The sequence below is a fragment of the Paenibacillus sp. URB8-2 genome, assembly GCF_013393385.1.
Lineage (GTDB): Bacteria > Bacillota > Bacilli > Paenibacillales > Paenibacillaceae > Paenibacillus_AQ.
The window spans coordinates 50,661-74,424 of sequence record NZ_AP023239.1 but is presented as its reverse complement, the minus strand read 5'-3'; the positions used below and the strand labels follow the sequence as shown (position 1 = coordinate 74,424).

Here is a 23,764-nt window from a genome sequence, read left to right as displayed (position 1 = left end):
GGCGGTGCCGCCTTTCGTTATTTATTGACCAGAGTAAAGCATGGCGTCACACATCGTTACGGTCCGTTTGATCAGTCGCACATCGTGAACGCGTACAATTTGACAGCCCTGCGCGATGCCCAAAGCCACAGTTGCCGCAGTACCTTCGACCAAATCGTCTACCGGCAGGTCAAGCGCCGTACGGATAAACCGTTTGCGCGACGTGGCAAGCAGCACGGGATAGCCGAGCTCGGTCAAAGAGTCAAGCGACATCATCGCCCGTAAATTTTCATGATAATCCTTGGCAAAGCCGATGCCGGGATCGAGGATGATTTTCTCCGCCTGGACTCCCGCCTGTAAAGCCAAATCGATGCTTTCGCGCAGGTCTGCAATCATATCGGCCCGTAAATCGGTGTAATTCCGCTCATGCCGGTTATGCATCAATATGATCGGACAGCCGGCTTCGGCGGTGACCGCTGCCATAAGGGGGTCGGCTTTGCAGCCCCAGATGTCGTTAATAATATGTGCTCCGGCGGCAATCGCCTGCTTCGCCACCTCCGCTTTATACGTATCGACCGATAAAGGGATTTGCGGCGCAGCCCGGTGAATCGCCTCGATAACGGGAAGGATACGCGTCAATTCCTCATCAGCGCTCACTGGTTCATGTCCGGGACGCGTCGATTCGCCGCCGATGTCGATAATGTCAGCACCTTCCTCCGCCATCTGAAGCGCATGGAGGACCGCCGTTTCGGGCTTGTCCCAAAGTCCGCCGTCTGAGAATGAATCCGGGGTGACATTCAGGATTCCCATGACCAAAGTCCGCGTTCCCAAAGCAAGTTCAGTCGGGCCGCAATTATATTTTCGCGAATAAAGTGTAGGCTTCATTACTCTCCGCCCGCTTTCTGTCGATATTTCTTAAGAAGCAAGGAAGTGATGGGACCTGCAGTCCCGCTTCCGACCGCCCTACGTTCACTCTCTTTCCATAGAACGGTTACCGGTACGATCTCTTGAATCGAATTGGTCAAAAAAACTTCGTCCGCCGTACTCAGCATTTCCCATGAATACGCTCCGGTTTCAACCTCTAGGTCTTCGCTCCGTGCAAGCTCCATCACCATTTCCCGGGTAATTCCCGGGAGTATGCCCGTAGACTCATCCGGTGTGAACAAACGGCCCTCTTTCACGAAAAACACATTGCTGACGATGCCCTCCGCCACTACTCCGCGCTCGGTTAACATTAGACCTTCGGCGCCGCGGGCCGCGGACGGGTAGAGCGTCAGCTCTCTTTTGGCTAAAATATTATTCATATAATGCAGCGACTTGAAGCGCACCTTGCCTTCCGGCGTATTCCGGCGCAGTTTGAGCAGTTGCAGCTCTTTGCCATACGTATCGAGTTCGGCGGGGCGCTGCGGCAGCGCTTTGGCGAACAGCACCTGATTCGGATGCGTATAGTCTCCCGTAGGAAGACCCAAAGCATCCTCGCCGGCAGTTATAGTAAAACGGACATAAGCTTCTTGCAGCCCATTCCGTTTTATGAGCTTCCTGGCCCAGTCCGTCAGGCTAGCAGTGTCGGGCTCATAAGGAATGCCGAGCTGGCGGCAGCCTTCCGCCATACGTTCCAGGTGCCGCTCCAGCAAAAAAGGTCTCCCGCCGTATGTCCGAAACGTCTCGAACAGACCGATGCCGTACAAAAAGCCGTGATCCCTGACGGAAACCACGGCATCCGCGGCGTCAACGACGCCGCCATTAACTCCTATATAGTTCATACCGTCTTTCCGGCTTTTCGTTTCAGGAAATTGCGCAGCATCGTATGGCCGTGATCGGTAATAATCGACTCCGGATGGAACTGTACGCCCTCAATCGGATAATCCTTATGGCGAAGTCCCATAATCTCGCCTTCCGCCGTTTCGGCCGTAATTTCCAAGCAACCCGGCAGGCTCTCGCGCTCCACCAGCAGAGAATGATACCGGGTTGCGGTAAACGGCGATTCCAATCCCTCGAAGACAGAGCCTCCTTTATGATGGATCGGCGAGGTTTTGCCATGCATCAGACGCTCCGCTCGAATAACATTGCCGCCGAATGCCTGTCCGATCGCCTGATGACCGAGGCAAACGCCGAAGATCGGGATTACTCCTTTAAAATGGTCAATCAGTTCGAGACTGATACCCGCCTCATTCGGTGTACACGGTCCCGGAGAGATCAGAATATGGTCCGGCGCCATCTTTTCAATCTCTTCGACGGTGATTTCATCGTTGCGGCGCACCTCGACCTTCTCGCCCAACTCCCCCAAATACTGCACGAGATTATACGTAAAAGAGTCATAGTTGTCGATAACCAGTATCATGTTTCTTTCGCTCCCTCCGCGCCGCCGCCCATCCGCTTCTCCCATGCCGCCTCGCTGCACAGGACCGCCTTGACGATGGCTTTGGCTTTATTGTGGCATTCCCGGTATTCGCGGTAAGGATCGGAATCGATCACAATGCCCGCGCCCGTCTGAATATAACCTGTTCCGTCCTTTACGACAAGCGTTCGTATAATAATATTTAATTCCATATTGCCGCCGTAGTCAATCCAACCTATCGAACCCGTATACGGACCCCGCCGGACCGGCTCCAGTTCCTCGATAATCTCCATCGTCCTTACCTTCGGCGCTCCCGTAATCGTTCCGCCCGGAAACATCGCCGCGATCGTATCGTAAGCATCCTTGCCTTCTGCGATCCGCCCATTGACCTGGGAGACCAAATGCATGACATGTGAGTATCGCTCCACGGTCATCAGCTCAGGTACGTGAACCGAGCCGTACGCAGAGACGCGGCCGATGTCGTTGCGCTCCAGATCGACGAGCATAATATGCTCGGCCGTCTCTTTGACGCTCCCGCGCAGCTCCGCCTCCATGGCGGCGTCCTCCGCGGGAGTCAGGCCTCTGCGCCGGGTGCCGGCGATTGGCCGCGCGCTCACCTTGTCCCCGTGCAGCTTGACGAGCAGCTCCGGCGAAGCGCTGGACAGCGCGAAGCCGGGCGAGCGCAGCAGCCCCATGTACGGGGACGGGTTGAGCCTGCGCAGCCACTCGTACACCTCCTCCGGCGAGGAGTTCAGCTTCGCTTCCTGCCGAAGCGAAAGGTTCACCTGAAATACATCGCCCTGGCGGATGTATTCCTGGATATCCAGCACAGCCTGCTGGAACTTCTCCCTGGTGAAGGCCGAGGACATCCCCGGCCATTCGCCGGATTCGGCCGCTGCGGGGATATGCGGAACATGCGGATTGTCCGCACCGGCCTCCTCTACGGCCTCCGCCGCGTCGCATATTTCCCGCCACTGCTTTAGCATTCCCTCCGCTTTGTCCAGCGACTCTTCGTAAAGCGCCCTGAGTCCTTCAACGGACACAGCTCCCGAGGGAGGATTCGCGGAAGGAGTCTCCCCCGTATATGCCCCATTCCCTGGAGCTTCTTGTCCAATGCGATCCTCTGAAGGGATTAAGGTGTGTACCGCGCAGTACAGCTGATCCTCCTCATGGTCGTAAATCCATATCTCATCCAGCCGCATCCAGAGATAATCGGAAAATCCAGGGTTATCCTCCGAAGCGGCAGGCAGACGTTCCAGCGAGCGGACCACATCATAAGACAGAAAGCCTACGCAGCCCCCCGTAAACGGCGGAAGGATGGAATTATCCGGACGGGGAGCGGTAAAAGGCGCCATCCATCGGCGCAGCACCTCAAGCGGCGCACCCCCAAGCACCCCGGTTTCTACTTCGGCCGAGCTGCCCGCTCCCGAATCACAGCCGCCTATGGTCCACAGCACCTCGGCGCGCTCCCCTTTGCCTGTCAGCACAGACGAAGGGCGCAATCCGAGATACGTATAGCGTCCTCCCTTTCCGCTTTCCAATACTACGGAATAAGGCGATGCGATTTCCCATGCCTTTTTCCATGAGCGGGGCAGTCCGCCCGGGCCATGCTGCGATCGTATGATCAGAGGCAGGGTGTTCCAGCCATCGCCGGCCCACTGCTCCCATTCCTTCCATCCCACAACGATCTCCAAGTTCATCCTCCTAAACGCCTCAATAGCTATTTGCCTGTCAGTATACTGTATTTTCGCCAATTTTGAAAAGCCTAACCGCAAGGGCCGCTTATTTTTGCCGGGTAAGAATGGCTGTAAAGTTCAAAATACGGAATAAGCTAGAACCGATAGGCCCAATACCAAACGGCAAGGCCGGAGCTAAAGCGCAAAGCTTATGCTTTTCCAAAATAAAGAAGAGCCTTAAACAACCGCTCACAGGCGGAAGTCAAAGGCTCTTTGCCGTACATTACATTAAATTATCGATGAAAAAATCAATTAAGCTTCGTAGTTGTACAGCGGCGTGCTGAGGTAACGTTCGCCGTTACTTGGAACGATCGCAACGACACGTTTGCCAGCGCCCAGTTCTTTGGCGATTTTGATTGCTGCGAAAATAGCGGCTCCCGAAGATATACCGGACAGAATGCCCTCTTCCTTCGCTACACGGCGCGCCGTTTCAAAAGCTTCATCATTTTCTATATGAATGATTTCATCGTAAACATTTTGGTTCAGAATGTCAGGAATGAAGTTGGCTCCGATGCCCTGAATTTTGTGAGGGCCCGGTTTGCCGCCCGCAAGAATTGGCGAAGCCGCAGGCTCTACCGCATAGATCTTAATGTCCGGATATTTCTCCTTCAGCACTTCGCCGGCGCCGGTGATCGTTCCGCCTGTACCGATACCCGCAATAAAAGCGTCCAGCGATCCACCGATCGAATCGATCGCTTCCACGATTTCCGGTCCCGTCGTTTCACGGTGAATCTTCACGTTGGCCGGATTCTTGAACTGCTCGGCAACAAAGTAGCTAGGATTCTCGGCCAGAATGGCTTCGGCTTTCTTGACCGCGCCGTTCATGCCTTCCGATCCCGGAGTCAGAACCAATTCCGCGCCATAAGCGCGAAGCAGGTTGCGACGCTCCAAGCTCATCGTCTCAGGCATAACGATAATAGCTTTGTATCCTTTAGCCGCAGCTACCATTGCCAGACCGATACCCGTATTGCCGCTGGTCGCTTCCAAAATCGTATCTCCCGGTTTCAGGCGGCCTTCCTTCTCGGCTTCTTCCACAATGCTGACTGCAATACGGTCCTTAACGCTGGAACCCGGATTCTGGTATTCGAGCTTCACATAAACTTCCGCTGCGCCTTCCGGCACAATCCGGTTCAAGCGTACAAGCGGAGTTCCTCCAATAAGCTCGGTTACATTATTGACCACTTTAGACATGAGCAAAAACCTCCTAAGAATGATAAATGAGATAAAAAGAATGTGTTACTTGTGACCTAAGTCTTCAGCATTTGCCCCTTGGGTCATCAGCGGCCGCCCTCAGTTCAACATTGGTCATGCCGGGTCTGCCCCCGAAAGTATAGAAAACGCCGCGCGCCAAGCCCCGCGCTGTACGACGGTTGATGTAGGGCCGTCGTCCTAATCCGACTAAATCAGTAGGTTTTACGTTACTCTCATATTATCAATCTTGTAGTCCCTTGTCAACATCTATTGCTACTCCATATTTGGCGCGCAGACCATCCTCGACCTGCTGCAGCGGCGGAGCCTGCTCCAAGGCAAGCTCCTTGCGGACCTGATCCCTGATTTCCCGGTCGTCCGGCATCTGCGGAACGGTTACTTTATCCGTTTGGATTACGGCATAACCGCCCTCAATCTGAAACGGACCGGCAACATCTCCGGGATTTAGCCCCGCCGCTGTCTTGAGCAGTTCCTGCGGCCAAAAAGGGTCGTCTTCCTCCACCATGCCGACCCGGCCTCCGTGAAGTCTGCTGTCCTCGTCAATAGAAATCTCTTTTGCCAAATCAGCAAAATCTTCCCCGGCTTCCAGCCGGTCCAAGGCCCGCTCCGCTTCCATATAGGAACTAACCTTGATGATCGACAGCCCAATCTCCTTGACGGGCCGGAACCGGTCCGGATTCTGCTGCAAATACTCATCGATTTCCCCGTCGTTAATTACAATTCCGGCCGTTGCCACCGCCTGCAGCCTAAGTCTGTATGCGGTTTCTTCGCGGACTTCCTCCTTGGACATGCCAAGCTCCGATTCCATCTGCGCATAATACTGCTCCTCCGAACCGTATCCGGAAGCCGCCGTCTTCAGTTCCCGGTCGACTTCCTGATCGGAGATGGAAATCCCGAGTTTCTTGGCCTCGGCCCCCACCGCAATCCGGTTAAGCATCACGAGCAGCACTTCGTCGCCATGTCTCTTTTGAAGCTCATCTTGCCACTGACGCTGCGTAATAGATTGGCCCGCCACATTCGCTATTCTTTTTCCGCCTTCATCGTTCCCGTCCGTTCCTTGTTCCTTTCGCCATTCCCATATGAGAAGGATGGCAAGAAGAAGGATGAACCCGGCCAGAACGAGAACGGCCTTGCGCAGAGCGCATTCCTGTCTCGTCATCCCCACACGATCCTATTTCGCTTGATTGAGAATTTCCTGCAGTTCGGTCTTGTTGAAAGAGTAGGCTTCATTACAGAAGTGGCATACCACTTCTGCCTTGCCGTCATCCTCGATGATCTGCTCCAGTTCATATCTGCCCAGGCTTACCAGGGTCTGCTCCACCCGTTCGCGGGAGCAATGACATTTAAACGTGATCGCCATTTCGTCCAGCACTTCCGTATCCGGCAAAATTTGGCGCAGCATTTCCTCCGGTTCCATTCCCTGATCCAGCAGTGCCGTGACCGAAGGGGTCGAACTTAAGTTTTTTTCGATTTCCGTAATCTCCTCATCGCTCAGACCCGGCAGCAGCTGAATAATAAAACCGCCCGCCACCTTGACGCTGTTGTCCGCTTCGACCAGCACGCCGAGCCCGACCGCGGAATTCGTCTGCTCCGACACGGCAAAGTAATACGTGAAATCGTCGCCAAGCTCGCCGGAAACAATCGGCACACTGCCGCGGTAAGGCTCTTTCAGGCCGAGATCCTTAATCACATGGATAAAGCCCTCGGTTCCAACTGCTCCCGCCACGTCCAGCTTGCCTAAACTGTTGCTTGGCAGATGAACATGAGGATTCTGGACATAGCCGCGGACTTCCCCTTCTGCATTTGCCTCTGCGACAATTTGCCCGATCGGACCGTTTCCTTTGACCTGTATATTGATCATTTCCCTGCCCTTGAGCATGGCTCCCATCATGGCGGCTGCGGTAACCGTGCGTCCGAGTGCTGCCGTTGCCGTCGGATACATATCATGTCTGCGCTGCAGCTCTGCTGTAAGTTCTGTTGTACGAACCGCAAAAGCCCGTACCCTGCCGTCGAGTGCCGTTCCCCGAACCAACCGGTCCTTTTTATTCTGCATGGGTGCCTAGCCCTCCTGTTCTCGATTCAATTTCGAGTTTATTGATTGCGAGCGTAAATGATGCGCAGTCCTTCCAGCGTAAGCATCGAATTGACCTCGTCAATGCACTCCGTCTCGCCCGCAATCAGCGGCGCCAGTCCGCCTGTCGCGATAACCTTCAGTTCGGGAGCGTTCATCTCGGCCTTGATTCGCCTTACAATCCCTTCAACCTGTCCGGCATAGCCGAAAATAATACCGGCCTGCATCGCATGCACGGTATTCCGGCCGATGACTTTCTTGGGCTTCTCCAGCTCGATTCTGGGGAGCTTGGATGCTCTCTGATATAACGCCTCTGTAGATATTCCGATGCCCGGCACGATGGCGCCTCCAAGATAATTGGCGCTGCCGTCGATACAGTCGAACGTCGTGGCGGTTCCGAAGTCGACAACGACGAGCGGACATTGATAGCGCTCAATGGCGGCCACGGCGTTCACAATCCGGTCCGCGCCGACTTCCCGGGGGTTCTCATAACGCAGATTGAGCCCGGTCTTGATTCCGGGCCCCACTACCAGCGGCTCTTTGCCGATATATTTCACGCACATCTCCACGATCACGTGCACCAGCGGAGGAACGACGGAAGAAATGATCACTCCTTCCACATTTTTCACGGAAAGACCCGACATATTAAACAAGTTGTAAATCATAATCCCGTATTCATCCGCGGTCGATTGACGCCCCGTGCTAAGCCGGAAATGGTGCAGGAGTTCCCGCTGCCGGTAAACCCCAAGCACAATATTCGTATTGCCGATATCCACGGCCAGCATCATGACAAAGCGCCCTCCTTCTTCGCATTCAGATCCAGACTGATATCCAAACTGGAAAAAGAATAGGTGAGCCGTCCGACGGAAATCACATCAACGCCTGTTTCGGCGATGCCGCGAACCGTTTCCAGCGACACATTGCCCGAGGCTTCTGTCTTCACATGCGGCGCCTTCGTCTTAATTCTGCGCACGGCCTCTTTCATTAATGCAAGCGACATATTATCCAGCATAATAATATCCGCGCCTGCTGCCAGCGCTTCCTCTACCTGTTCCAGGCTTTCGGCCTCAACTTCAATTGTCATCGTATGCGGAATATTGGCACGGGCTCTGCTGACGGCCTTCTGAATGCCGCCGGCCCCCTTGATATGGTTATCTTTAATCATTACGGCATCGTATAAGCCGAACCGGTGATTGGCGCCGCCGCCGATGCGTACGGCGTATTTCTCCAGTATCCGGTGTCCCGGCGTTGTCTTACGCGTGTCGACCAGCCTCGCTGGCAGCCCTTCGAGCGCCTGCACGAACGAAGCCGTCCGCGTAGCCACACCCGAGAGCCGCTGCATCAAATTCAGAGCAAGTCGCTCTCCGGTCAAAATCGCATGAGTGCTGCCCTCGACCTCCGCGAGCACGGTTCCTTTTGCCACCCGTTCTCCTTCCTTCACCAGTGCAGTGAAGGACAGGTTTGGGTCGACAACCTCGAACACCAGCTCCGCGACGGGAATGCCGCATACCACGCCTTCTTCTTTTGCATGAATAATACCCTTGGACTGATGTCCGGGCGCAATCGTCGTCAGCGTCGTCACATCTCCGGAGCCGACATCTTCTTTTAGCCAATTCTTGATCGATTGCACCAGTTGTTCATTGTAACCGTTAAACATCATCGCTTGTCTCCTCCACTATGCCCAGCTCGCGAATCTGGAGCAAATGCTTACGCCAATACTCATCATCCCGCTGCGGAAAATCTTCCCGGTAATGAGCCCCCCTGCTCTCCTCGCGCGCCAGCGCCGATTCCGTAACAAGCAGGCTGCAGATCAGCATGTTGGCGAATTCATAATCTTCACGTTTGGTCAGCGCTCCTCCAAAAATCGGCAGCTGACGGTTCAACTCTTCAAGTCCTTTGAGCAGCATCTCTTCATTCCGCCGCAGTCCGACATAGCGTACCATGATCTTCTGCAGCTTCAGGCGGCGCTCCACCATAGCCTGTGTCGGATGCTCCTGACGCCCCTGATCACAGCCCGCGGATATATGCGTCTTGTTCAGCTTCGGCAGGCTGCGGACCCGCTCGATAATGCGCCGCCCGAAGACGATCGCCTCCGAAAGAGAGTTGCTGGCCAGCCGGTTTGCGCCGTGCACGCCCGTGGACGATACCTCGCCACAGGCAAAAAGCCTCGGAATGCTGCTCTCCCCATTCAGATCGGTCTTGATGCCCCCCATCATATAATGGGCAGCCGGAGCGACCGGAATCCAGTCGCTTGTAATGTCCAAACCGTAGCCGATGCAAGTCTTATATATCGTCGGGAACCGATGCTTCACCATATCCGCGGATTCATGGGTGATATCCAAATAGACAAAGGTCGATTTCGTTTCTTCCATCTCGCTGACAATCGCCCGGGCCACAACGTCGCGGGGCGCCAGCTCAAGCAGCTCATGGTATTTCTCCATAAAGCGCTCACCCTTGATATTGCGCAGCACAGCCCCTTCGCCCCGCACCGCTTCCGATATCAAAAACCGGGGAGCGCCGGGGTAACTGAGCGCCGTCGGGTGGAATTGAATAAATTCCATATCCCGGATATGTGCGCCCGCCCGGTATGCGATTGCTACTCCGTCGCCCGTCGCAATCTCGGGATTGGTTGTATAGCGGTACAATTGACCCGCTCCGCCGGAGCAGAGGACCGTCGCATCCCCCTTCAAAAAAAGGCGCTCTCCGTTCGGTTTTTGTACAAGCGCTCCAACGCACTCACCGTCATCGGTTATCAGATCGATCACAAAATGGTCGTCCCATACCTCAATATTGTGGTGTTCCAATACCTGCTGCACCAACGCGCGCACAATTTCATACCCGGTTGCGTCTCCATTCGCATGCAGAATCCGCCGGTGGCTGTGCGCCCCTTCCTGCGTCAGCGCCAGAACGCCGTCCTCCTTGTCAAACAGCGTTCCAAGCCGTATCAGTTCGCGTACGCCTTCCGGGCCTTCATTCACGAGCGCATCTACGGATGCCGAGGAGCACAGCCCGGCGCCGGCCATTAAAGTGTCCTGCCGATGGTATAGCGGCGAATCGTCCTCCGCGATTACGGCGGCGATCCCTCCTTGAGCATAACGCGTGTTGCTCTCCATCAGCGACTTCTTCGTAATCATAATGACCCGCCGATCCTCACTGGCCTTGATAGCTGTGAACAGTCCGGCAATGCCGGAGCCGATGACGATGCAATCTGTTTCTACGGTTGGGAGCTCCCGCAGGTCGAAATCAACCAAATATTGTGGAATCATGACCGCTTATTCACCTGTTTCAATGAAAGAGTAGCGCATGCTACCGGACTTGTAGCATGCGCTCTAGGGATTTTCTGGCTTTGTCTGCGACAGCGGGCGGCACATAAATCTGCGGCTTCATCGTCTCCAGGCATTTTACCAATTTTTTGAGATTGTTGACTTTCATATTAGGGCATACCAGGAACTTGGAGGCAAAATGGAAGTCTTTATCGGGACTGTCCTTGCGCAGCTGATAGCCTGTGCCGTCCTCGGTCCCCACGATAAATTCCTGAACGTCCGATTTCTTGCAGTAATCGATAATGGCGGTAGTGCTGCCGACAAAGTCGCCCATAGCCACGACTTCCGGTCGGCACTCGGGGTGAACGACAAACTGGGCATTCGGATACTTGGCCTTCATTTCCACAACATCCTTGACCGTAAGCATATCATGGGTATTGCAGTAACCTTCCCAAATGATCAGCTTCTTGCCGGTTTTCTCCTGAACGTAGTGGCCCAGGTTCTTATCCGGAACCCAGATGATTTCTTCCGCATCCAGCGACTCGATAACCCGAACGGCATTGGCGGAAGTACAACATATATCCGTCTCCGCTTTGATTTCGGCAGAGGAGTTGATGTAGGTGACCACTTTGGCGTTCGGATGCTTCGCTTTCAGCTTGCGAAGACCGTCCACGTTGACCATATCGGCCATAGGACAGCCGGCGCGCTCGTCGGGAATAAGGACCGTCTTGTCAGGCGCCAAAATTTTGGCGCTTTCACCCATAAAGTGAACGCCGCAGAACACAATGACTTCCGCATCTGTCGCCGCGGCCTTTTGAGCCAATAAAAAAGAGTCCCCCCGGAAATCGGCAACTTCCTGAATTTCATCGCGCTGGTAATAATGAGCCAAGATGATAGCATTCCGTTCCTTCTTCAGATGTTCAAGACGTTCACGCAGTTCACGGTTCTGTTCTTGCTTGCGCTCCAGCGCCAGAGCTTCCACGGTACAATTTCCCCCTTATGTTGACGGCCCTCTCGCCGGCATATTAAATCTGCACATAACCAGAATGTTAAAAGTAAATCGGCGTTTTGTAAACGATATATAGTTCGTAATATTTATCACTAATGTACACAACGTTCTACGCCCTGTCAATCCAATGGATACACTCTACAAAAGCGGCGAATTACGGGAGCTTGCTTCATTGCCGGGCCTTAAAGCCGATTATCGCAACACAGCTTAACCTTTCCCATATTCCAAAAAAAATCCGGAGAACGACTTCGTTCTCCGGATCAGATTGTTGTTTGGCCTGCAACAAAATTTCGATTAGCTCAGGCTTGCTCCGCCGCCCTTGCCGTCGTCATTTCCGTCCTCCCCGCCTTGCTGCGGATTGTTCGGAATGTCTTTGGGCGAATCGCCCAAAGTAGCATGAGGCTCTTCGGATTTGCCCTGAATGCGCACTTTTACGTCGCCGATTGAATCGATAACCGGATCTGCGGTTTCATTCGCCACGCTATCCGCCGGCTTGCCGTCTTCAGTCAGATAGCCCTGCTCAATCAGCTCTTTGATCTGTTCAAGCTCCAGCGTCTCTTTCTCCAGCAGTGTACCGGCGATCAGGTGCATTTCCTTCGCGTGCTCTTTCAACAGCGCTTTGCATCGGTCATAGCAATCCGTGATAAACCGCTGCATTTCCTGGTCGATTTCGTAAGCGATCGAGTCGCTGTAATTCTGCTCGTGTCCGATATCCCGGCCCAAGAATACTTGGCCTTGGGATGTGCCGAACTGCATCGGTCCGAGCTTCTCGCTCATGCCGTATTCCATAATCATGCTGCGCACGATACGCGTTGCCTGCTGGAAGTCACTGTACGCGCCTGTGCCGATCTCGCCGATGAACATTTCCTCGGCTACCCGGCCGCCGAGCAATCCGGTTACCTTATCAAGCAGCTCCTGCTTCGTAACCAGCATGCGGTCTTCCTTCGGAAGCATAATGACATATCCACCGGCGCGTCCGCGCGGGATGATCGTCACCTTGTGAACCATATCGGCGTGTTCCAGGAAGTATCCGGCAATCGTATGGCCGGCTTCGTGGTAAGCGACGATCCGTTTCTCGCGGTCGCTGATTACACGGCTGCGCTTCTCGGTGCCGACGATGACGCGGTCGATGGCCTCATCCACTTCCCGCATGGAGATATCCTTGCGGTTGCGGCGGGCGGCGAGCAGCGCCGCTTCGTTCAGCAAATTCTCCAGATCCGCGCCGGTGAAACCGGTTGTGCGCTTGGCGATGACGTCAAGCTTCACGTCCTTGGTCAGCGGCTTGTTGCGGGAATGGACCTTAAGTACGGCCTCGCGGCCTTTCACGTCAGGGCGGTCAACCGTAATCTGACGGTCAAAGCGTCCCGGACGAAGCAGGGCGGGATCGAGGATGTCGGCGCGGTTGGTAGCCGCGACGATGATAATGCCTTCATTGCCGCCGAATCCGTCCATCTCGACGAGCAACTGGTTGAGCGTCTGTTCGCGCTCGTCATGCCCGCCGCCAAGCCCGGCGCCGCGCTGGCGGCCGACGGCGTCGATTTCATCGATAAAAATGATACAAGGCGCGTTCTTCTTCGCGTTCTCGAACAGGTCGCGTACCCGCGAAGCGCCGACACCGACGAACATTTCCACAAAGTCGGAACCGGAGATGCTGAAGAACGGAACGCCCGCTTCCCCCGCTACAGCGCGGGCAAGCAATGTTTTACCGGTACCGGGAGGACCTACTAGCAACACCCCTTTAGGAATGCGCGCGCCAACGGCGGCGAATTTACGGGGATCTTTCAGGAACTCGACGACTTCGACAAGCTCTTGCTTCTCTTCGTCGGCTCCGGCTACATCTTCAAAGGTGACCCGCTTCTTCTCTTCATTGTAAAGACGTGCTTTGCTCTTGCCGAAATTCATCACCTTGCCGCCGCCGCCCTGCGCCTGATTGAACAGGAAGAAGAACAGGATAAACATAATGACAAGCGGTATGATCGAGGAAAGGAAGGTCAGCCAGATGCTGTCGCCCTCCATTTTCTTCTGGGTGAACGGAATGTTGTTAGCCTGACTGGCATCAGCCAATTCATTAATGGCCGCGTCCGTAGGAGGAATGTATGTGGAGAAGCTTTCCGATTTAGCCCATCCCGGCTTCTGTTTATAAGCGCCGGTTACATTAAAGGCATTGCCTTCGAACTGAACCGTCAAATCCTTCACATTGTTACTCTTAAGCTCCTGCCGTAGCTGGTCATATCTAGGGAAATCGGCGGCTTCATTTCCATTGCTGACGAATTGGACAATGCCCACCACGACTAGAAATAAAATCAAATAAAAACCAGAATTTCGGATGAACCGATTCATCCCCTACCTCCTCTCGCAACACTTAAGTTATTGTACCATAGCCTATCGGAGCACCTCAAATAAAGGTGACTTTAGGTAAATGATCCGGAAGACCAAGGCGATCAATGGGTTATTTAGAGTAAATCTCCGGCTTCAATACCCCGATATAAGGGAGATTCCGATACTTCTCGGCATAGTCCAGTCCGTATCCCACAATAAACTCGTCGGGGATGACAAAACCGGTGTAATCCGCCTCAAGGCTTACGGTACGGCCCGCCGGTTTATCGAACAAGGTCACGACGGAAATTGAAGCAGCGTTGCGATTGCGGAGCAGCTCAATCAGATAGCTCAGCGTAAGTCCGCTGTCGATAATATCCTCGACAATCAGCACATGGCGGCCATCGACCGGAACGTCCAAATCCTTGATGATTTTGACAACACCCGAAGACTTGGTTGTCGCTCCGTAGCTGGATACGGCCATAAAATCCATTTCGACCGGTACTGTTATGACTTTAACCAAATCGGCCATAAAAATAAACGCGCCTTTCAGCACGCAAATGACCAAAGGGTTGCGTCCCTCGTATACATCGCTCAGCTTGGCGCCAAGCTCTTTGACTCTTTCCTGAATTTCTTCTTCGCTGATCAAAATTTCCTGAATGTCGTTCTGCAACCTGCGAACCTCCTAAGTTATACTATGAAAAACTGTCTGCGGCCATTACGGTTATCCTCTACAGGTCTTCAATCGACAGCAGCAGAACCGAATCCGTATGATTCCCGACGGGGGCATGGACCGAGCGTCGAACGCCCGGAATCCAGACAATATTGCCCAAACCGTCGCACACAATGGGAATGCGTGAACGTTCGGTAGAAGGTATTTTGTCATCAATGTAAATATCTTTTACCTTTTTGCTTCCGTTTAATCCCATGACCTTTATGGTATCTCCAGGCAATCTGGTACGAATCGTCAGCGGGAAGACCAGCTCTTTATAGTCGAACCGGGCCAACAGCTTGCCGCCCTCTCCCCTCTGGACCGCCTCATTCTCTCTCTCTGCGAGCGTCATCGTGATCGCCTTGCCGATCTCGCCCAGTTCGATCCGGGGCTGCGGCGAAGATAAGCGATAAACGTAGCTTGCCTGATGATCCAAAGGAGCGGATAAAAAATAAATGGTGTTATACTGCCGTATACAGGTTAGGCCGCGGCCCAAATCTAGACTCCAGGCGGTGGGCATATCTTGCAATATTCCCCGCCTCACGGATTCAACCTTCGGAAAATCGATTTCCGGCGTATCCGCCGACAGATAATTTAATATTAGTTTAATCAAACGCCGTTGTAAAGCGGAGGGTATGGCGGCAAAATCCGCTCTGTCCAGGGTGCATTTGCCCTGTTCCTGCCGGACGTTCCCGGCAAAGCATCTGGCGGCCGCCTCTTCCATAAAATCATCCTCGGCGCTGGCGATTTCCGCCAGCTGCGTAAGCGAACGGCCCAGTCTCGGACTGTAGCGAGCCAGAAAAGGAAGCACCTCCAGCCTGACCGCGTTACGCTTGTACTTCGTCAGTCCATTGCTGGGATCTTCGGCATAGCGGTAGCCTCTCTGCCGGCATGCCTCCACGATCGCCGCCTTGTTAATACGAAGGAAGGGGCGGATAAGTTCCACGTTTTTTTCGGTTCTTTTAAAGCGCATCCCGGCAAGCCCCGACAGCCCGCTGCCGCGCAGCAGCCGCATCAGAACCGTCTCGGCCTGGTCGTCGGCATGATGAGCCAGAGCAACGGAACGGGCGCCCCGGCTTTGCGCCGTATTAATCAGGAATTGGTAACGCTTCTCCCTTGCCGCTTCCTGCGGACCGAGGCCGCTTTCCTTCATAAAAGAAGGAATATCGAACTCGGCGAGTTCAAAAGGGATTCCGAGCTCTTCAGCCATGCTGCGCACAAGCTCAGCCTCCTGAGCCGACTCCGCGCGGAACCCGTGGTTCACATGGGCGCAAATCAGCGTGAGCGGTATCCGGCTCACGGATATTTCATGCAAAACATGCAAAAGAGCCACAGAATCCGGCCCTCCGGACACTGCGACTACAATGGCGTCTCCGGGCTCCCACAGCCCGTGTTCGGCTGCAGCGTCCATCACCGACTCCAACAGTTCATTCCATATGGCCATAGCCGGTTTCCTTCCCTGCCCGGCCGCAAGTAACCTGCGGCTTGATGACGGCATGAATCGGCATGCCTTCCGTATGTATAATATAGAATATTAAAAACGATAAATCCAGTAAACGGTAAACGCCAGCAGGCACAGCGACAACGCAAAGGCCCCCGTCAGCCAGCGCGGGGTCGCAATCGGCTCAGGCTTGCCTATCCGCGATTTGTAAACATGGCTTCGCCACATCTCCTTGGCTTCCGCCGACGTGGAAAACCCGCCTTTCAGCGCCATCCTTAACCACGAGGCAAGCTTTTTGTCGGGAAGCTGATTCGCGAGCTTAACCAGATCTTCTGCGCTTCTAGTCTGCGGAAGCTGCCGCCCCGCCTGTTTAAGTCCGCTTTCGTCCAGATGGCGCAGACAGAGCACGGCGAAGGCGAACAGATCGTAGCTTTCGTCCCCGATCCGGCTGCCGGCATTCCAGAAGCCGCGGTCATGCCACTCCGTGAACTGCTTCACGCTGCGGCCGATGGGACCCGCTCCTCCGAAATCGATCAACTCGGCTTCGCCATACTCCGATACCACGACATTTTCCGGCTTCAAATCGCCGAAGATGAACCCGCATTCATGCAATCCGCATAATCTGTCCAGCAGCTTTAGACCGATCAGGCCAAGCCAGGAGGAACCTTTCTTGGACAGAAAATAATGCAGCGGCATGCCATGAACATAACGCATGACGTAAAAGGGAAATCCCCCCTTCGAAGCGTCGTCCGCTTCCAGAAAATATGCATCCAGCGGCGAAGCCCCCCTGTCCTGCCAATCCTGCCGCGCGCGGTAGGATTGAAGCGAGGTCATCACGTTGATCTCCGACTGAAGATCGAGGGCGTCATATCCGATTTTGAGCGCGTACTTCTCCCGTCTCCCCTCCCGGTTCACCAGGTATACCGTTCCGTTCGCGCCTTTTCCGAGCAGCCGTTCCACGACATAGCGGTTGCCCCGCCACTTGCCGACAATGACATCCCCGGGAGAACGGGGCGGATTAGACGACATACCCACCAGGCATCCCTTCTCCTTCATCAGAGTGTGCCGCAAAGCGGCCTTGATGTTCATTTAGTGTACCATACCGGAAATGTTCAAGCACCTTGAAAATCGCCGGACCTGTCGGCGTCGCCCCTTTCATACGGATTCTGCCGAACAGCGCCCGGATATCCGATACATTCGTACTCCAATCCATATCAAGCACGGCTGGTTCGCCCGTAGTGCCCGGAAAATGGAATACGGAGATTTCGCTGACACCCTCCCGGGCTTCAAGGCTGAGCGCCAGATCGCGAATCGCATCTTCCACCGCCGCGAGCTTCGGCTTCATGCTGGCGCTGGCATCGATCAGGAGCGCAAGCCGCAGCGGCGCCGTCTCGCTGAGTTCATCGACTACCGTTACAACCTGGGAGCGTTTGGCCGGAGGCAGATCCTCCAGGGAGCCATCGCCCAGAATTTTTTTCACCTCCTTATTAACCGCCTGTTGAATCGTTTGAACCACCGTCTTCCGGGTCATCATCTGCATCGTCTGCGCCAGTTGGGGTGTGCCGACAATCCGGCTGAGTCCGCCGCCCGCCTTGGCGATATCTTCAATCTCCCGGCTGCCGAGCTCGCCGATCGTCCCATAGTCGACGACTCCAATCACATTCACCGTTATTCCGTCCTGAAGAGCATGCGCCGCCGCCATCACCGGACTTTCCCCTACATTGGAGCATCCGTCGGTTATGAGCAAAATTTGCTTCATGTTATTATTCCTCCCGCCTTATAAATGAAATCTCTCTTCTCTAGTATGCCCGGGGTTGAGAGATTCCAAACGCAGGGAAATGCGGGAGGAATAAGCGGCTAAAGCAGATTCCCGTTCAGCTCACTGTGCGCGGCCGCTCCATCCGGGAGAGTCCCGGCATATGCAGGGTAGACCATTCCGGCTGGAAATGATCAACGCGGCTGACTACAATCGTCATATCGTCATGAATTTCATTGCCTTGGTAGCGGATCACCTTCTCAAGCAGACTGTCGGCAATTTCCTGAGGGTCGCTGCTCTCCAGCTCCTGGATCATCCGCTTCATCCACACCTCCTTATTGACGGCGTAGCCTGGGGCATCGTAAATGCCGTCCGTCATCATAATCAGAATATCGCCCGCACGCAGCTGCATCGTCACGAAATCGACCTCAATATCCTGAATGATGCCGATCGGAAGATTGCTTGCCGTAATCGGTATAACTTCGCTCCCCCGTTTAATAAAGCTCGGCGCCGAGGCAATCTTCATAAAGGTGGTCTGCGCCGAATACTGGTCAATCAGCGCCATGTCCACGGTGGCGTAAAATTCCTCCGGCGAGCGCAGCAGCAAAACCGAATTCACGGACTTCACCGCCAGCTTCTCGTCCATGCCGGACTGCAGCAGCTTCTCCAGCATGCCGAGCGCCGCGCTGCTCTCCATCCGCGCCCGCTCCCCGTTGCCCATCCCGTCGCTGATCGAAACCGCGAACGTCCCGTTGCCCAGCTCTACGGTGCTGAAGCTGTCTCCCGACAGCATGTCCCCGCCCTTGGCCGCACCGGCTACGCCCGTACTGACTTCGAACGCTTTCGCCGAGCCGAAGGTAACGGTCGACAGCCCATCGCGGCTGTGCATCGCCGTTTCACTCTTCACCGAGATATTTTCCTCCAATATATCGGACAGCAGCGGAGCAATCATTTTGCGGCATTCGTCGAAGCCCCGGTTGTATGCGTGAACGACTTCGATTTCCACGCGCCCGGGATCAAGGCTCACAATATCAATGCCGTGGATGGACAAGCCAAGCTTCTCCAGCGCTTCGCGGATTTGCGCTTCCTGCCGGTAGAGTGCCTGCCCCTCGCGTTTGATTTCCCTTGCAAGATCCTCCATGACCTGCGACACGCCGGAGAGCTGCTCGGCCACAAATTTACGGCTGTCGTATATTTGTCTCTTCCAGCGCATATCATGCTCATAAAGATAATATTGGCTTCGCATCACCTCCAGAACTTCGTCCGTCTTGCCGCAGATCCGCGCCCATTCCGCGGGCAGCCTAGCCGCCGAAATGTCCGGATTCTCTTCGACGGCGGTCATCATATCCGTCATATATTTATAAGTCTGATAGAACTTCGAATCCCAGCAGTGGGAGCGGCGGATGCAGTTCGAGCAGGTTTCCTCCGTGACCGCATTCATAAAGTGCTCCATCTCCCGGCTCGATTTGCCCGCTTCGCCGGCGGATGGAATCTGCCCGAAGCTGGTGGAGAGCTGCCGGAACACCTGGGAGAACTGAGTAACCCGATCCGCGGTAATATCGCGCACCCGCCGCGCATATTCATGTTGAGAGCGGCTGTGATCGCTCGTGCCGGGCACATATTTGGCAATAGCCGCAATGATGCCTCGGGGGGTCGCAAGGAACAGCAGTATCGCCGCACAGGTCTCCCAGGTGGAGTTCATCATATCGCCCGGTCCGCTGAAATAGACGGACAAAATGCTGGAGCCAAGCAGCATCCCCAAGGCGACCGCGCCCTTACGGCCGCCCTGCAGCATGCCCGCCAGCATGCCGGAGAACGCGAGCAGGCTCATCTGATAGATCGCCCCGATATCGGCCAGGCTGAGGATCAGGCCCGTCACGACGCCGACCGCCGCTCCGAGCGGAGCCCCTCCCGCCATGGCGAACAGCAGAATCAGATAGCGCGACAGAATATGCTCCAGCGATAATCCGCTGATTTTCCAGCCCACCAGGCCGGTCATAATGGAGGCCAGCATAATAATCAGGCATAATATTTCCTCATTTCGCAGCACGCGGCTTTTTTGTCTATAAGTAAGTACGGGTAGCGCTTGCAGAAAGACAAGGGTCAGTACAAAAGCGAGCAGAGCGTTCAGCGTCGTCATCATCAGCGGATACCAGGAGAGCGATGGGCCGATAATCGTCTGGAATAGCCCGACCATAAAGGAAGAGACAAACACCATCACCGGCGCATAGGCCAGGTCGATTCGCTGGTAGGCCTCCATCCCCTTATAGAGGAGAAAGAAGACGATAAGCTCGGCTGAAATGATCAATATGCCTGGAAACGGAGTAAACAAGCTGCCTGCAAGAATCGCGGCTCCGGCCGGAAGAGTGCAATCTTTGCGCATAAAAACAATGATGGCGAAAAAAGCGGCGGCAAACGGCGACAGCTCGTCCAGGATCATGGCTCTTCCAAGCAGAAATCCCATGAAGCTGAGCAGCAGCATCCATTTTCTCGTATCCAGCATACGAAGAATGCGCTGACGCTTGCCCCATGCTCTGAACCGTTCTCCCCATGCCGCCTTCTCTTCCTCAGTGCCGCCTTCCACTCTTGTCCACTCCTGGAAATTCACCACATTGCTTTTGCCCATATTGTTTAAACACCACCCGTTTGAATTTAAAGTATAAGACCCGGTAAGCTGCGCATTCTTATCGTCAGTCTTATCCTTTTACGAGAACCGCATGCTTTCACCCGATACATAAGTGCCGCTGCTTCGGAAGAAAGCTAAGCCGTCTCTTCTTGTGGTACTCATTATAAGCGCGGCCAACTAGGAAAGTTTGTCAGAACAAGACGGTCGTCCACAAGAAATTTCCGACAAAATCAGGCGGTGTCCCGAGCGGCCGGAAAACCGCTTTTTCCCTTGCGGGACAGTCCGTACGCCCGTCACGCCCCCAAATTTTTACATAATTAGGAAACTTCGATTCGTCAGCAAATGCTCCAAGCTTTAGCGGAAATCTCAAGGATGCTGTCGCAAATTTCTAGACGACCGACAAAATAATAGGCATATCGGGATAAATAGATAACGCTTTCAAAAAAAACGGGAAAAACCTCAATTGGGAAGAAGCAGAGGCGGGGAAAGGGCCGGCTTCTGACCGGGCAGACACAGAAAAAAACCGCAAAAGGCCTGGGCCCTGCGGTTGTTTGAATTGTAGTATGACGTTATACGCGTTTGGCTCCACGGCCGCCGCGCTTGCCTTCCGTGTTCTTCTTGAGGGAAGACATACGTTCTTCACTGTCTTTAAGGAAGCGTGACATTTTATCCTCAAATGAAGGTTTACCGGCAGCAGGCTTGAATGGACGCCCTCCCCGTTCACGATTGTAGCCTCCGCCCCCGCCTCCGCCGCCGAAACGGTCTCCACCGCTTGGACGATCAGGTCTTGGTGCTCTTGGCGCTCTTGGCGGATGAACTTCCGATGCCGGCTTGTCAACAGCCTGCTTGATGGAAAGTCCGATCTTGCCGTCCTTGTCGACATTGATCACCTTAACCGTTACCACATCATTGATCTTCAGATGATCGTTGACATCCTTGACGTAATTATCGGCGATTTCCGAGATGTGAACGAGACCTGTGACACCTCCTGACAGATCCACAAACGCTCCGAAATGCGTGATGCCTGTCACCTTGCCCTCTAACTTGGTGCCCACTTCAATTGCCATAGAATAAAATGATCCTCCCTTAAAAATATACAGACAAAGATATCAAGATCCAGTCTGCGGTGATTTGATTATACAGTAAAGAGCAAAGCAAGGCAACAGAGTGAAAGGCCCCTTTTTTGCCGGCTTATTGCTCCGATTGCTCTGTCCGGATAGGAACTTCGCCTTTGGGATACATATTAAACCACTTGCGCGCAAGTTGGCCGATATACTCGTTGTCGTTCAGACGGGATACCTCGTATTTCAACTGGCCCAGCGATTCGTTAACCTGATTGCTGCTCTCCTGCTTCTGTGCAAGTTCCTGCCTCTTGTCCGAAATCAGGGCGCTCTGAGCGAAGAAAATATATCCCGCCCAGCCGAAAAATATCGCCATCAGAACGACCCAGATCAACCTGCGTCTCTTGGCTCCCGTGGCGGCTGCGCTTCCGCCAGCCTGTTTCATTTCCGGAGAAGATCTGTTCATGCAAGCGTTCCTCCCGTTTCAAGGTCAGCGTTTTCTTTTTGCGGCAATAAATTCCGTTAATTTGGTGATCGGAGCACTGCTTAGAAGCCTGCGATATACCGGGGACAACCATCTGACGGGAAAAATCCAGAGCGGCTTGGTCAGCCAAAGCAGCAGCTTGAGCATAAAGACCAAGATTCGGCCAAGCAGCCGCACAATTCCCAGCGCCAGCTTCCATAGCCACAGCAGAGGCATTCCGATCAGGATTCCCAGCAGCTTTACCAGCAGCTTCCATATCCATCCCACCGTTTGAATTAACATTACCACAAATTTCTGCACCGTGACACTGAAGAATAAAAAATAAGCCCACACACCCAGAAATAATCCGACAAAAGCATAGAAGCGCAGCTGCCCCTGATTACCCGCGTACAGCAAACGGAACACAATGAGAGCCGATGCCAGCCAATAGAGAAGATCGAGCGCCGCGTTCAGCCATCCGGGAAACCGCAGCTTGAGCGACACCACCCGGTAGCCGTCGAAGGCCAGGCCCATCGACAACCCGGCGACGATCATATACAGCAGCGTTATCCACTGGACGGCCGGATTCATTTGAACAGCTTGCCGAGCAGCCCTTTATTCTTACCCTTTGCTCCCGGATCAAGGTAAATCAAAGAATGGACGTTCCCTTCCAGCGACAGCAGCCCATTCTCCAGACTGAGGTTCTTGATATGTAAATGGCTGCCGCGAATGCTCAGCGTCCCAAGCTCCGTCTGAAGCAGAAACTCCCCGCTGTCAAAGCTCTCCACATTTTGCACGCCCGTTAAATCCACTGCCTTGCGGCTGCGCATATTTATATCATGCTGCTTGACGGTTCTTCCAGGTTCGATCATGGCATGTACCCCCTCTCCTTCTAGTCCTAATTTATGGCGGGGAGAGCGGCTTTAGAACAACCCGGAGCAAAGGCGGATTCACAGTTAAGACCAGCAGGGAAATCAACGGGAGGCAGATAAGCAGTTTGCCGGAAATAAAAAAGCGGTCCCCTGCACAACCGCAGGGAACCGCTTTGACTTAAAGAGGATAATGCGCCGCTTACCAGTCCAGACCGTTGCTCTTGGCAATCGGCTCTTCGCGCAACAGCGTATACATACCGGCCGCCTCGTCTTTGCGGGTCGTTTCGACCAGCTTCTCCACGCGGACTGTTACCAGCTTTTGACCGAATTGAACCGTAATCTCGTCGCCGATTTTCACACTGCTGCTCGGCTTCGACTCTTTCCCGTTAATCAGCACCCGGCCTTGTTCGGACACATCCTTGGCCACCGTACGGCGCTTGATCAGGCGGGACACTTTCAAAAATTTGTCTAGACGCATTAATTGACGGCTTCTTTAAGCTTGTTGCCGGCCTTGAACGCCGGAACTGTCGATTCAGGAATATCAATCGTTGTGCCCGTTTGCGGATTGCGGCCGGTACGTCCGGAGCGCTTGCGCGTTTCAAAAGTGCCGAAGCCGATCAGCTGTACTTTGTCACCACTCGCCAGAGCCTCGGTAATTTCGCCAAGGAGTCCGCTCAGCACAAGCTCCACGTCCTTTTTGGCCAATCCGTTTTTCTCGGAGATGTTGTTGATCAGATCTGTTTTGTTCATGGTTTAGTGTTCCTCCCGGGAATAAGAAAAATAATGAAAAGCGTTCCAGCGGACGGCATATTCCGCAAAAACCGCCGTTTCATCTTAATGCTATTCTGGATGCGTTGTCAAATCCCTGCCGTGCTGTCGCTTTTTATATAAAAACGTCTGTCGTTTCCATCG

23 protein-coding genes are annotated in these 23,764 nt (G+C 54.1%); all 23 read right to left on the bottom strand.

Annotation, left to right across the window (positions count from 1 at the left end):
- Positions 1–21 precede the first annotated feature (21 nt).
- The 23 genes from folP to PUR_RS00235 all read right to left on the bottom strand — a co-directional run bounded on the left by folP (position 22) and on the right by PUR_RS00235 (position 23,602).
- Complete coding sequence (gene folP, locus PUR_RS00345) at positions 22–864, bottom strand: dihydropteroate synthase (RefSeq protein ID WP_179033543.1); 843 nt, start codon at positions 862–864, stop codon at positions 22–24.
- Positions 864–1,742, bottom strand: coding sequence for an aminotransferase class IV (locus PUR_RS00340; protein ID WP_179033542.1), 879 nt, complete (start codon positions 1,740–1,742; stop codon positions 864–866). Before PUR_RS00340 ends, folP begins: the two co-directional genes overlap by 1 nt.
- Positions 1,739–2,320, bottom strand: coding sequence for an aminodeoxychorismate/anthranilate synthase component II (pabA, locus tag PUR_RS00335; protein WP_179033541.1), 582 nt, complete (start codon positions 2,318–2,320; stop codon positions 1,739–1,741). The genes PUR_RS00340 and pabA overlap by 4 nt, the downstream gene beginning before the upstream one ends.
- Positions 2,317–4,011 carry an anthranilate synthase component I family protein gene (locus PUR_RS00330; RefSeq protein WP_232101656.1) on the bottom strand — a complete coding sequence of 565 codons (1,695 nt, stop codon included), beginning with the start codon at positions 4,009–4,011 and terminating at the stop codon, positions 2,317–2,319. Before PUR_RS00330 ends, pabA begins: the two co-directional genes overlap by 4 nt.
- A gap of 294 nt (positions 4,012–4,305) precedes the next feature.
- On the bottom strand, positions 4,306–5,244 hold the full coding sequence (gene cysK / locus PUR_RS00325) for a cysteine synthase A (RefSeq protein ID WP_179033539.1): 939 nt from the start codon (positions 5,242–5,244) through the stop codon (positions 4,306–4,308).
- A gap of 241 nt (positions 5,245–5,485) precedes the next feature.
- Positions 5,486–6,421, bottom strand: coding sequence for a peptidylprolyl isomerase (locus PUR_RS00320; protein ID WP_232101655.1), 936 nt, complete (start codon positions 6,419–6,421; stop codon positions 5,486–5,488).
- A gap of 12 nt (positions 6,422–6,433) precedes the next feature.
- On the bottom strand, positions 6,434–7,315 hold the full coding sequence (gene hslO, locus PUR_RS00315) for an Hsp33 family molecular chaperone HslO (RefSeq protein WP_179033537.1): 882 nt from the start codon (positions 7,313–7,315) through the stop codon (positions 6,434–6,436).
- Positions 7,316–7,353: 38 nt separating this feature from the next.
- Positions 7,354–8,121 (bottom strand): type III pantothenate kinase, encoded by a 768-nt coding sequence (locus PUR_RS00310; RefSeq protein ID WP_179033536.1) that lies wholly within the window; start codon positions 8,119–8,121, stop codon positions 7,354–7,356.
- Positions 8,118–8,993, bottom strand: coding sequence for a carboxylating nicotinate-nucleotide diphosphorylase (gene nadC, locus PUR_RS00305; protein WP_179033535.1), 876 nt, complete (start codon positions 8,991–8,993; stop codon positions 8,118–8,120). The genes PUR_RS00310 and nadC overlap by 4 nt, the downstream gene beginning before the upstream one ends.
- A complete protein-coding gene (gene nadB / locus PUR_RS00300) occupies positions 8,983–10,599 on the bottom strand; it encodes an L-aspartate oxidase (protein ID WP_179033534.1) in 1,617 nt (538 codons plus the stop codon). Before nadB ends, nadC begins: the two co-directional genes overlap by 11 nt.
- A gap of 40 nt (positions 10,600–10,639) precedes the next feature.
- Entirely contained in the window at positions 10,640–11,578 is a 939-nt protein-coding gene (gene nadA, locus PUR_RS00295; protein WP_179033533.1) for a quinolinate synthase NadA, read from the bottom strand.
- Positions 11,579–11,899: 321 nt separating this feature from the next.
- Positions 11,900–13,945, bottom strand: a complete 2,046-nt coding sequence (gene ftsH, locus PUR_RS00290) for an ATP-dependent zinc metalloprotease FtsH (RefSeq protein WP_179033532.1) — start codon at positions 13,943–13,945, stop codon at positions 11,900–11,902.
- 109 nt (positions 13,946–14,054) lie between these two features.
- Entirely contained in the window at positions 14,055–14,594 is a 540-nt protein-coding gene (hpt, locus tag PUR_RS00285; RefSeq protein ID WP_124697681.1) for a hypoxanthine phosphoribosyltransferase, read from the bottom strand.
- Between the two features lie 58 nt (positions 14,595–14,652).
- Positions 14,653–16,077, bottom strand: coding sequence for a tRNA lysidine(34) synthetase TilS (tilS, locus tag PUR_RS00280; protein ID WP_179033531.1), 1,425 nt, complete (start codon positions 16,075–16,077; stop codon positions 14,653–14,655).
- A 90-nt stretch (positions 16,078–16,167) separates the two neighbouring features.
- Complete coding sequence (locus PUR_RS00275; protein ID WP_179033530.1) at positions 16,168–17,103, bottom strand: protein kinase domain-containing protein; 936 nt, start codon at positions 17,101–17,103, stop codon at positions 16,168–16,170.
- Positions 17,093–17,833, bottom strand: a complete 741-nt coding sequence (locus PUR_RS00270; protein WP_179033529.1) for a vWA domain-containing protein — start codon at positions 17,831–17,833, stop codon at positions 17,093–17,095. Before PUR_RS00270 ends, PUR_RS00275 begins: the two co-directional genes overlap by 11 nt.
- Positions 17,834–17,948: 115 nt before the next feature.
- Positions 17,949–20,456, bottom strand: a complete 2,508-nt coding sequence (spoIIE, locus tag PUR_RS00265) for a stage II sporulation protein E (protein ID WP_179033528.1) — start codon at positions 20,454–20,456, stop codon at positions 17,949–17,951.
- A 569-nt stretch (positions 20,457–21,025) separates the two neighbouring features.
- Complete coding sequence (locus tag PUR_RS00260) at positions 21,026–21,523, bottom strand: S1 domain-containing RNA-binding protein (protein ID WP_179033527.1); 498 nt, start codon at positions 21,521–21,523, stop codon at positions 21,026–21,028.
- Positions 21,524–21,647: 124 nt separating this feature from the next.
- Positions 21,648–21,983 carry an FtsB family cell division protein gene (locus tag PUR_RS00255; RefSeq protein ID WP_179033526.1) on the bottom strand — a complete coding sequence of 112 codons (336 nt, stop codon included), beginning with the start codon at positions 21,981–21,983 and terminating at the stop codon, positions 21,648–21,650.
- Between the two features lie 24 nt (positions 21,984–22,007).
- Positions 22,008–22,571 carry a spore cortex biosynthesis protein YabQ gene (yabQ, locus tag PUR_RS00250; RefSeq protein WP_179033525.1) on the bottom strand — a complete coding sequence of 188 codons (564 nt, stop codon included), beginning with the start codon at positions 22,569–22,571 and terminating at the stop codon, positions 22,008–22,010.
- Complete coding sequence (gene yabP / locus PUR_RS00245; RefSeq protein WP_179033524.1) at positions 22,568–22,852, bottom strand: sporulation protein YabP; 285 nt, start codon at positions 22,850–22,852, stop codon at positions 22,568–22,570. Before yabP ends, yabQ begins: the two co-directional genes overlap by 4 nt.
- A 199-nt stretch (positions 22,853–23,051) precedes the next feature.
- Positions 23,052–23,330: an RNA-binding S4 domain-containing protein gene (locus PUR_RS00240; protein ID WP_025693281.1), complete on the bottom strand. Its 279-nt coding sequence runs from the start codon at positions 23,328–23,330 to the stop codon at positions 23,052–23,054.
- Positions 23,330–23,602, bottom strand: a complete 273-nt coding sequence (locus tag PUR_RS00235; RefSeq protein ID WP_124697690.1) for an HU family DNA-binding protein — start codon at positions 23,600–23,602, stop codon at positions 23,330–23,332. The genes PUR_RS00240 and PUR_RS00235 overlap by 1 nt, the downstream gene beginning before the upstream one ends.
- Between the last annotated feature and the right edge of the window lie 162 nt (positions 23,603–23,764).

What these genes read in the sequence shown, in the direction of transcription:
- pabA (WP_179033541.1), bottom strand. Translation starts at nt 2,320, where the DNA reads ATGATACTGGTTATCGACAACTATGACTCTTTTACGTATAATCTCGTG.
- nadC (WP_179033535.1), bottom strand. Translation starts at nt 8,993, where the DNA reads ATGATGTTTAACGGTTACAATGAACAACTGGTGCAATCGATCAAGAAT.
- PUR_RS00340 (WP_179033542.1), bottom strand. Translation starts at nt 1,742, where the DNA reads ATGAACTATATAGGAGTTAATGGCGGCGTCGTTGACGCCGCGGATGCC.
- PUR_RS00275 (WP_179033530.1), bottom strand. Translation starts at nt 17,103, where the DNA reads ATGTCGTCTAATCCGCCCCGTTCTCCCGGGGATGTCATTGTCGGCAAG.
- yabP (WP_179033524.1), bottom strand. Translation starts at nt 22,852, where the DNA reads ATGATCGAACCTGGAAGAACCGTCAAGCAGCATGATATAAATATGCGC.
- PUR_RS00320 (WP_232101655.1), bottom strand. Translation starts at nt 6,421, where the DNA reads ATGACGAGACAGGAATGCGCTCTGCGCAAGGCCGTTCTCGTTCTGGCC.
- hslO (WP_179033537.1), bottom strand. Translation starts at nt 7,315, where the DNA reads ATGCAGAATAAAAAGGACCGGTTGGTTCGGGGAACGGCACTCGACGGC.
- folP (WP_179033543.1), bottom strand. Translation starts at nt 864, where the DNA reads ATGAAGCCTACACTTTATTCGCGAAAATATAATTGCGGCCCGACTGAA.
- PUR_RS00240 (WP_025693281.1), bottom strand. Translation starts at nt 23,330, where the DNA reads ATGCGTCTAGACAAATTTTTGAAAGTGTCCCGCCTGATCAAGCGCCGT.
- cysK (WP_179033539.1), bottom strand. Translation starts at nt 5,244, where the DNA reads ATGTCTAAAGTGGTCAATAATGTAACCGAGCTTATTGGAGGAACTCCG.
- yabQ (WP_179033525.1), bottom strand. Translation starts at nt 22,571, where the DNA reads ATGAATCCGGCCGTCCAGTGGATAACGCTGCTGTATATGATCGTCGCC.
- PUR_RS00255 (WP_179033526.1), bottom strand. Translation starts at nt 21,983, where the DNA reads ATGAACAGATCTTCTCCGGAAATGAAACAGGCTGGCGGAAGCGCAGCC.
- PUR_RS00260 (WP_179033527.1), bottom strand. Translation starts at nt 21,523, where the DNA reads ATGGCAATTGAAGTGGGCACCAAGTTAGAGGGCAAGGTGACAGGCATC.
- tilS (WP_179033531.1), bottom strand. Translation starts at nt 16,077, where the DNA reads ATGGCCATATGGAATGAACTGTTGGAGTCGGTGATGGACGCTGCAGCC.
- PUR_RS00270 (WP_179033529.1), bottom strand. Translation starts at nt 17,833, where the DNA reads ATGAAGCAAATTTTGCTCATAACCGACGGATGCTCCAATGTAGGGGAA.
- ftsH (WP_179033532.1), bottom strand. Translation starts at nt 13,945, where the DNA reads ATGAATCGGTTCATCCGAAATTCTGGTTTTTATTTGATTTTATTTCTA.
- nadB (WP_179033534.1), bottom strand. Translation starts at nt 10,599, where the DNA reads ATGATTCCACAATATTTGGTTGATTTCGACCTGCGGGAGCTCCCAACC.
- PUR_RS00235 (WP_124697690.1), bottom strand. Translation starts at nt 23,602, where the DNA reads ATGAACAAAACAGATCTGATCAACAACATCTCCGAGAAAAACGGATTG.
- PUR_RS00310 (WP_179033536.1), bottom strand. Translation starts at nt 8,121, where the DNA reads ATGATGCTGGCCGTGGATATCGGCAATACGAATATTGTGCTTGGGGTT.
- spoIIE (WP_179033528.1), bottom strand. Translation starts at nt 20,456, where the DNA reads ATGGGCAAAAGCAATGTGGTGAATTTCCAGGAGTGGACAAGAGTGGAA.